Below are 7,625 nucleotides of genomic sequence, written 5' to 3' on the forward strand. Positions count from 1 at the left end.
TAAATTCATAATATAAACCTCTAATACCCTTTTTCGCTGTTTCCTAATGTATTCCTGCTTAAATTATTATATGATAGCGTTTACATTTTGAATTTTATCGAAAGATTGACGATATAATGAATAGAGAAAGAGGTGAGACGATGAGAGCATGGCTCGGGGTTGTGTTTATTGCTGGATTGGTTGCCGTCGGCTTCACAGTCAGCGGAGCTTTAAAAGAAGAGATTGACCAAGCGAAAACGATTGTCGCGTGGGGTGAAGAGGCCGTCAGCTCCACTCCGCTCTCATCGAAACATGCTGTCATGCTGACTTATAAAGGAGGGACGGAACAGTTGTACTTGAACGGTCGCCGCAACGACGTCTCCGTCGATGGGCTTCCGAATCACATCCGTGAAGCAATCATCGTCATTGAGGACCGGAAGTTCAACGCCCATCCCGGCTACGACATCGGAGGGATTGCCCGAGCGTTCATCAATAACGCCAATGAATCGTCGGTCCAAGGCGGGAGCACGATTACCCAACAACTGGCCCGGAATGAATATTTAACGCACGAACGGACGTATGAGCGCAAAGTAAAGGAATTAATGATCGCGCGAGCGCTCGAAAAAAATTATAGTAAAAAAGAAATTATGACCGCCTACAGCAACGTCATTTTCTTCGGTCATAACGTCTATGGTATCCAGTCGGCGGCCGATACGTACTTCTCTCGTCCACTCGACGATTTGAACTGGAACCAGATCGCTTACTTGCTGACCGTGCCGAACAATCCGTCCCTTTACGATCCGCTTGACCCGTCGGCTTCCTTTTACGAGCGTAAAGATCGCATCCTCACGCAATTGAGAGATGCGGGCGTCCTATCAAAGCAAGCATATGATGCGTTTCACGGCGTCAAACTCAAGGCCTCTTATCGCAGCCACAAAGTCCGCTATCCAGACTATATGGACACGGTCATGAAAGACGCGGTCCGCCTCGTCCGTACACGTTATGATCTCGATGAAGAGGCGGCCAAAAACTACTTGGCGAGCAATAAAGCGACAGTCGAAACGTATTTGTCCGTCGAACGTCAAAACCAAGCGAAACAAGTGATGAGCCGCTTACCGAACGGCTTGAACGGCGGCTATGCCGAATTGACGCCGAACGGGCGCATCGTCGCCCTCGTCGATTCTGAGATGAAGCAGAGTGGTGAATTCAACCGGGCCACCCAAGCGTACCGGCAGCCGGGCTCGGCTATAAAACCTGTCCTTGTGTTTGCGCCTTACATCGAAGAGACCGGAGCGAAGCTCGATACGGTGCTTGACGGACGACCTGTCTGTTACGGGACGTATTGCCCGACGAACAGTGGCAACCGTGTCCTGGGCGACGTCACGCTCCAAGATACGGTCGCTTACTCGTATAACACCCCGGCACTCGCCGCGTTCACGGCAATCGACCAAGAGCGAGCGTACGAGACGGCCGACATGATGTTCAGCCAGTGGGATCCAGCCAAGGACAGCAATCTCGCGAGCGCGCTCGGCGGTCTGACACAAGGAGTATCTCCGAAGGAACTCGCTGCCGCGTACACGCCTTTTCTCAATAAAGGTGTGTACGTATCTGGTCAGACGATTAAAGAAATCCGCTTTGCTTCGGGCGCCCCGACAATCAGCCCGGGCATGATGAAACAAGCCGTCTGGTCGGACGAGACGGCCTCGGCGATGCAAGAAGCGTTATCTGCCGTCACAACGTACGGAACGGGACGTTACGCCGGCCAGATCAAGCGCCCTTACATCGGAGGCAAGACCGGCACGACCAACTCGCATAAGGACATGTGGTATGTCGGCTTGACCGATCAAACGATCACGGCGATTTGGCTCGGTGCCGACACGCCGCGTCCGTTCCCGGAGCTTGCCAACCGGGCGTACCCGGCCATCATTTGGACAGAAGCGCACCGTTAAAAAACAACAAGGCTAGAGGACGCGTCCTCTAGCCTTGTTTCGTCTGTCTGTATGTTTCCAGATGGACCAGCCACTCTTCTCCTGTCACAGCGTTCATAAGATGATATCCCCGACCGAATTAAACAGCCTGAGGAGCGCCCAGACGAGCCCACTTAAAAGAATCGCCCACATCATCGCTTGAATCAACAAGAGCCCGATTGCCCGAAGTGTCGACATCAACTGACTGACTTGCCAAATATAGTAGAATAAATAGACGACAAACGTGCCAAGCAAGACCGCAACCGCTGCCGGCAGTGAAGTCAAAAACAAAAAACTGACACCTGAACCGACCAAGAAAATCGTTGCTCCTGGCTTTAAGCGATGGAGCGAGCTCCCGTTCGTCTCACGCGCAAAAAATGCGAAACCGAGTTGGTTGAACGTATCGGCGACGAGTTTAAAGGCGCTAAACAGCATGAAGTATATCGTGAAGAACATGACGAGCACGAGGATCTTCGTCTCTTGAACAGACAACAGCGCGATGATTTCACTATACACCCCGACACGCGTCAGCCATTGAATGGCGTATTCAGACGTGGCGATAGCGAGTGACATCGAAAAAAGAATGATCCCAATCAACGGGGCGTAGCTTAACAAGTACACATTTGTTTTCATATAGGCTCTCATTTCACAAGAATTTCTCATATTCAGTGCAAATCTATTATCAAGTATATTATAATATTCGTAGTCACGGAGAACAAAAGGGGGATTTTTAAATGGGTTTATTACTAATGGTCGGAATCAGCGTCGTCTTCCTTGCGGCAATCTTAACAGCAGGATACAACAGAAAACCTGAAGGCAATCAATAAGAGCCGCGATTCTCACGAATCGGGCTCTTTTTTCTTACTTTAATCCCGCATAGCTTTGCTGGCGCAGTGCCTCATAGACGATGATGGCTGCCGTGTTCGAGACGTTGAGCGAACGGACGAGGTTTGACTGGGGCAAGCGGATGCAGCGGTCAAGGTTGTCCTCGATCACTTCCATCGGCAAACCTTTCGTCTCACGTCCGAAGACGAAGAAATAGTCCTTCTCGACGTCAGACACGTCAAGGTCACTCGGATACTGTTCGCCGTACTTTGTAATATAGAAAAATTCGCCGTCCGGATGTTGTGCCCATAGTTCGTCAAGCGAGTCATGGTAACGGACGTCGACGAACTGCCAATAGTCGAGGCCGGCCCGTTTTAACATCTTGTCATCCGTCGAGAAGCCGAGCGGACGAATCAGATGGAGCACCGAGTTCGTTGCCGCACACGTCCGCGAGACGTTGCCCGTATTTGCCGGGATTTCCGGTTGAAACATTACTACATGGTTAGCCATAATCTATTCCTCACTTCACTTGTTCGATATCGAGTAATCGTTGTTTTTGATCGAGCCCGCCCGCAAAACCCGTGAGCTGTCCGCTGCTACCGACGACACGATGGCACGGGAAGATGACAGGCAGCGGATTACGGTTCAACGCCTGGCCGACGGCACGGACTGCTTTCGGACGTCCAATCTGTTCCGCGATTTGTTTATACGTCCGCGTCTCACCAGACGGGATCGTCAACAACGCATCCCACACTTCTTGTTGGAAAACCGTCCCGTTCATATCAATCCACACGCGGTCAATTTCTTGGAGCCCTTCCCGTTCGACCCGTTCGATCATGTCGACGAGCCACACCGGTGCGCTCCCATCTGCCTGTTCTGTTTCCGCAAAATCTAACGCGATTAATTTCCCCTGCTCATTTAATTCGTATGATAACGTTCCCCATTTAGATGACACGGTCTTCACGTTCCCACTCCTCTCGGAATATACGAATCTCTTCTTTAACTAGTTCTGATTGCTCTACGCGTTCAATCTCTTGATAGATTGCTTCGGCGTCAGTACCGAGAATCGCGCCGATCGCCCAAACAGCCGTCGCCCGCATGTCTTCACGCTCATCGGTTTGAATGAATGTTTCGAGCACCGAGACGGCTGACGGTTCACGGTAATGTGCGAGCGCTAAGATCGCGTTACGTTGAATCGGCTTCTTGCCGCGCCACGAACCGGACAAGTGACCAAACTTCGCCTTGAACTCGCGGTTACTCAAGCTGAGCAACGGTTCGAGCAGCGGTTTGACGACTTCTGCCTCCGGCAACAGCTCTTCATGATGGCGCCAATCTTTCTTACGGTTATATGGACAGACTTGTTGGCACGTATCACAGCCGTAAAGGCGTCCGCCAAGCTGCGAGCGGAACTCTCGCGGCATGAGCGTCTTCATCTGGGTCAAGTAAGCGATGCAGCGCTTGGCGTCAAGCACACCCGGTTCAACGAGCGCTGTCGTCGGACAGGCGGTCATGCATTTATCACAGTCCCCGCACCCGTCCTCGATTGCTGTATCGGGCGGCAGATACGTGTCTAAAATCATCTCCCCCAAGTACAGGTAAGATCCCTTCTCCGGCGAAATGATCGAACAATTTTTCCCACTAAATCCGATTCCGGCCCGTTCGGCCACAGCCCGATCGACAAGTTCACCCGTGTCGACCATCGAGCGCGTTTTGACGCCGGGAACGAGTTCTTCGATATACGCTTGAAGCTGTTCAAGCCGTGAGCCGACGGCGCGATGATAGTCAAGCCCCCACGAGGCACGCGCGAACAGCCCACGCCGTTCGCCCGCCACGCTCCGGGGCGCATCTTTCAATTTGCTCGGGTAGGCGACCGCAATCGCAATGATCGACTGGGCGTCCTCTAACAATAGTTCAGGCGTCGTCCGTTTATCAAGGTCGGGTTCTTCAAATCCTGAAGCGAAGCCTTTCTCTTGTTGTTTGATGAGCCGTTGTTTCATGACGATGAACGGATCGGCCGTCGTCACTTTCAACTCATCGATCCCGATTGACGCAGCGTACTCGACAATCTGTTGTTTTAGTATCTCAGGAGTCATCCCATTCATCACCTCACTCTTCTTATTTTCGCATACAAAAAATCTCCCCGCCACTAAGGGCAGAGAGATATGAAGCGGGTGAAGAGAATCGAACTCTCGTCATCAGCTTGGAAGGCTGAGGTTTTACCATTAAACTACACCCGCATGGAATAATGTTGTCGTTTAAGCGACTACAGTTAATATACACCTATACTATTAAACTGTCAACAAGTATTCATCCCTTTTATGTTTTTTTTCAAATAAATATTTCACGATATGTTCTAGACAGACTTTCATTCGCAGTCGACAAATTTTTCAAAGTGATGGGCAACTTTATATCGTTCGATTATAATTGATCCTTTTGCGTTCATCGATTCTTCTCCCTTCTTTGAAATAGACTTGTAGAAAGAACCAGCTATAAATGCCATTTAAATCCCTTATTTAGAATTAATAGTATTTAAAATGTGTTAGAATCCAATTATACATAGATAGGAGGAATTTGTTTTGTCCCAAAAATTAAGGCGTGTTTTTACACCAAAGAGACTGATTATCCTGTTGAGCGTGTTTATACTGCTCATACCTGTATTCTTTGTCAGCTACACATTCTATAAGAACTTGAGCCCGGGAGTCAAAAATGAAGACCTTGACGACAAATATGCTAAACGAGTCAAAGAGCTGCAAATTGAAGTGTCTAAAGAAGACCCACTCAACCGCAGAGGAAACTCCACCGAAAAGACTCGAGTTGAATTAGACGTTTCATACGACGAAAAAAAGCCTAGCCGAACAGACTTAATCAAGAGTATGCACTTGATGACACATCAAAAAATATCTGCTCGAGCTAAATGGGGCGCGATTCCAATGACTCCAGAGAACATCAAGCTATCTTCTGACTATCTTGAACTCCTCAAAGTTAAAAATAAAGTCGGAAATGATGTGTATGAAGATTTGAGAACGATGCTCGACAACTGGTCTCAAGGAGATTTTTCAAAAGCGAACGACGAACAGGATCAATTACTCGACTTTTTACAAGCCAATCGAGGATTTTCAAACGGTCTCGCTACCCAAAACGAAGAAGAGTTGTTTATTCTGAATAATTTCGGACCCGAGTATTTAAATACGTTGGACAAAGATACGTACACTTCATACGAACTACCCGAAGAATCATCGGAATGATGGTTCTTTTTTAGTTGTTTTTAACCATCGTTCATCGCTCATGGTTCGACTAGCCTACTAAATTATATGGTTTCGTGAAAAGGACGACACAAAAAAGGCCCTAACATAAGTTAGAACCTAAATCTGAGTACCGGTGGTCGGAGTCGAACCGACACTCCAGAGGAACACGATTTTGAGTCGTGCGCGTCTACCAATTCCGCCACACCGGCATATTATGTTGGAGGCGCCAGTCGGAATCGAACCGACGATAGAGGAGTTGCAGTCCTCTGCCTTACCACTTGGCTATGGCGCCAAAGAGATTAAATGGAGCGGAAGACGGGATTCGAACCCGCGACCCCGACCTTGGCAAGGTCGTATTCTACCACTGAACTACTTCCGCAAAATGGCTGGGCTGGAAGGGATCGAACCTACGCATGTCGGAATCAAAATCCGATGCCTTACCACTTGGCTACAGCCCAACAAAATGGGGCGACTGAAGGGAATTGAACCCTCGAATGCCGGAATCACAATCCGGTGCGTTAACCACTTCGCCACAATCGCCATAATAAACAGGGGCAGCAGGAATCGAACCCGCGCTGACGGTTTTGGAGACCGTAGTTCTACCGCTAAACTATGCCCCTAAGTGGTGGGGGGGGGCGGATTCGAACCGCCGAACCCGAGGGAGCGGATTTACAGTCCGCCGCGTTTAGCCACTTCGCTACCCCCCCACATGGTGGCTTTGGACGGAATCGAACCGCCGACACAAGGATTTTCAGTCCTTTGCTCTACCAACTGAGCTACAAAGCCATGTATGTAGTAATTTAGTTAAATAAAAAAATGGCGGTCCTGACGGGATTCGAACCCGCGATCTTCTGCGTGACAGGCAGACATGTTAACCGCTACACCACAGGACCAAAGATAATTGCGGGGGCTGGATTTGAACCAACGACCTTTGGGTTATGAGCCCAACGAGCTACCAGACTGCTCCACCCCGCGACGATATAAAATTTAAATGGTGACCCGTACGGGAATCGAACCCGTGTTACCGCCGTGAAAGGGCGGTGTCTTAACCGCTTGACCAACGGGCCATAATTAGTATGGATAAACTGGCGGAGAGCAAGGGATTCGAACCCTTGAGACGGTTGTGCCGCCTACACGAATTCCAATCGTGCTCCTTCGGCCACTCGGACAGCTCTCCAAAAAAAGAGAAAAAGTGGCTCCGCAAGTAGGATTTGAACCTACGACCTACCGGTTAACAGCCGGTTGCTCTACCACTGAGCTATTGCGGAACGATCTTGCCTGGCAACGTCCTATCCTCACAGGGGGAGACCCCCAACTACTTTCGGCGCTGAAGCGCTTAACTTCCGTGTTCGGCATGGGAACGGGTGTGGCCGCTTCGCTATCGCCACCAGACAAGTATTATATTAACATCATTTAACAGTGACGTCAATATGTTTTTAAGAGATTGAACTCTCAAAACTGAAGATTCATCAATACAAACCATTTCTAGATCAAAGCCTCGACCGATTAGTATCATTCAGCTCCACACGTCGCCGTGCTTCCACCCATGACCTATCTACCTCATCGTCTCTGAGGGGTCTTTCTTGATTGCTCAAAGGGAAATCTCATC

The 7,625-nt window shown here is 49.5% G+C and carries 6 protein-coding genes, 14 tRNA genes and 2 rRNA genes; 2 read left to right on the top strand and 20 right to left on the bottom strand.

The genetic code is table 11. The features are described from left to right. Positions 1-140: 140 nt before the first annotated feature. A complete protein-coding gene (locus EVJ20_RS13975; RefSeq protein WP_236636484.1) occupies positions 141-1,928 on the top strand; it encodes a transglycosylase domain-containing protein in 1,788 nt (595 codons plus the stop codon). A 93-nt stretch (positions 1,929-2,021) separates the two neighbouring features. Here EVJ20_RS13975 and EVJ20_RS13980 read toward each other — a convergent pair whose 3' ends face one another. The 5 genes from EVJ20_RS13980 to EVJ20_RS14000 all read right to left on the bottom strand — a co-directional run bounded on the left by EVJ20_RS13980 (position 2,022) and on the right by EVJ20_RS14000 (position 5,008). Then, entirely contained in the window at positions 2,022-2,579 is a 558-nt protein-coding gene (locus EVJ20_RS13980; protein WP_070327890.1) for a DUF5366 family protein, read from the bottom strand. A gap of 228 nt (positions 2,580-2,807) precedes the next feature. Beyond that, positions 2,808-3,281, bottom strand: coding sequence for a tRNA (uridine(34)/cytosine(34)/5-carboxymethylaminomethyluridine(34)-2'-O)-methyltransferase TrmL (trmL, locus tag EVJ20_RS13985; protein WP_070327891.1), 474 nt, complete (start codon positions 3,279-3,281; stop codon positions 2,808-2,810). Between the two features lie 10 nt (positions 3,282-3,291). Further along, on the bottom strand, positions 3,292-3,726 hold the full coding sequence (locus EVJ20_RS13990) for a methylated-DNA--[protein]-cysteine S-methyltransferase (protein ID WP_070327983.1): 435 nt from the start codon (positions 3,724-3,726) through the stop codon (positions 3,292-3,294). Next, positions 3,716-4,864: a tRNA epoxyqueuosine(34) reductase QueG gene (gene queG, locus EVJ20_RS13995; protein ID WP_131505299.1), complete on the bottom strand. Its 1,149-nt coding sequence runs from the start codon at positions 4,862-4,864 to the stop codon at positions 3,716-3,718. The genes EVJ20_RS13990 and queG overlap by 11 nt, the downstream gene beginning before the upstream one ends. Before the next feature lie 73 nt (positions 4,865-4,937). Beyond that, positions 4,938-5,008, bottom strand: a tRNA-Gly gene (locus EVJ20_RS14000). Between the two features lie 339 nt (positions 5,009-5,347). Between EVJ20_RS14000 and EVJ20_RS14005 the strand changes: the two genes are divergently transcribed. Next, the gene (locus EVJ20_RS14005) at positions 5,348-6,016 is read left to right on the top strand and encodes a DUF6241 domain-containing protein (protein ID WP_131508692.1); all 669 of its coding nucleotides are present in this window, start codon (positions 5,348-5,350) and stop codon (positions 6,014-6,016) included. Between the two features lie 128 nt (positions 6,017-6,144). Here the strand turns inward: EVJ20_RS14005 and EVJ20_RS14010 are convergent. From EVJ20_RS14010 to EVJ20_RS14080, 15 genes are all read right to left on the bottom strand, one after another. Further along, positions 6,145-6,225: transfer RNA gene (locus EVJ20_RS14010), tRNA-Leu, on the bottom strand. 9 nt (positions 6,226-6,234) lie between these two features. Next, a tRNA-Cys gene (locus EVJ20_RS14015) sits at positions 6,235-6,308 on the bottom strand. A gap of 12 nt (positions 6,309-6,320) precedes the next feature. Continuing rightward, positions 6,321-6,395: transfer RNA gene (locus EVJ20_RS14020), tRNA-Gly, on the bottom strand. A 4-nt stretch (positions 6,396-6,399) separates the two neighbouring features. After that, positions 6,400-6,474, bottom strand: a tRNA-Gln gene (locus tag EVJ20_RS14025). A gap of 6 nt (positions 6,475-6,480) precedes the next feature. Further along, positions 6,481-6,556, bottom strand: a tRNA-His gene (locus tag EVJ20_RS14030). A 9-nt stretch (positions 6,557-6,565) separates the two neighbouring features. Continuing rightward, positions 6,566-6,636: transfer RNA gene (locus EVJ20_RS14035), tRNA-Trp, on the bottom strand. A gap of 3 nt (positions 6,637-6,639) precedes the next feature. Beyond that, a tRNA-Tyr gene (locus tag EVJ20_RS14040) sits at positions 6,640-6,723 on the bottom strand. 3 nt (positions 6,724-6,726) lie between these two features. Beyond that, positions 6,727-6,802, bottom strand: a tRNA-Phe gene (locus tag EVJ20_RS14045). A gap of 31 nt (positions 6,803-6,833) precedes the next feature. Continuing rightward, positions 6,834-6,909 (bottom strand) — tRNA-Asp (locus tag EVJ20_RS14050). Between the two features lie 8 nt (positions 6,910-6,917). After that, positions 6,918-6,991, bottom strand: a tRNA-Met gene (locus tag EVJ20_RS14055). A gap of 17 nt (positions 6,992-7,008) precedes the next feature. Further along, a tRNA-Glu gene (locus tag EVJ20_RS14060) sits at positions 7,009-7,083 on the bottom strand. Positions 7,084-7,102: 19 nt separating this feature from the next. Next, positions 7,103-7,193 (bottom strand) — tRNA-Ser (locus EVJ20_RS14065). A 16-nt stretch (positions 7,194-7,209) separates the two neighbouring features. Beyond that, positions 7,210-7,284: transfer RNA gene (locus EVJ20_RS14070), tRNA-Asn, on the bottom strand. An 8-nt stretch (positions 7,285-7,292) separates the two neighbouring features. Continuing rightward, positions 7,293-7,408: ribosomal RNA gene (rrf, locus tag EVJ20_RS14075) — 5S ribosomal RNA — on the bottom strand. Between the two features lie 94 nt (positions 7,409-7,502). Then, positions 7,503-7,625: ribosomal RNA gene (locus EVJ20_RS14080) — 23S ribosomal RNA — on the bottom strand; the annotation flags it as partial.

Source organism: Exiguobacterium sp. SH0S1 (assembly GCF_004337165.1).
Classification (GTDB): Bacteria; Bacillota; Bacilli; order Exiguobacteriales; family Exiguobacteriaceae; genus Exiguobacterium; species Exiguobacterium aurantiacum_A.

Coding starts and splice junctions, on each gene's coding strand:
- EVJ20_RS13980 (WP_070327890.1), bottom strand. CDS start 2,579: ATGAAAACAAATGTGTACTTGTTAAGCTACGCCCCGTTGATTGGGATC.
- queG (WP_131505299.1), bottom strand. CDS start 4,864: ATGACTCCTGAGATACTAAAACAACAGATTGTCGAGTACGCTGCGTCA.
- trmL (WP_070327891.1), bottom strand. CDS start 3,281: ATGGCTAACCATGTAGTAATGTTTCAACCGGAAATCCCGGCAAATACG.
- EVJ20_RS13975 (WP_236636484.1), top strand. CDS start 141: ATGAGAGCATGGCTCGGGGTTGTGTTTATTGCTGGATTGGTTGCCGTC.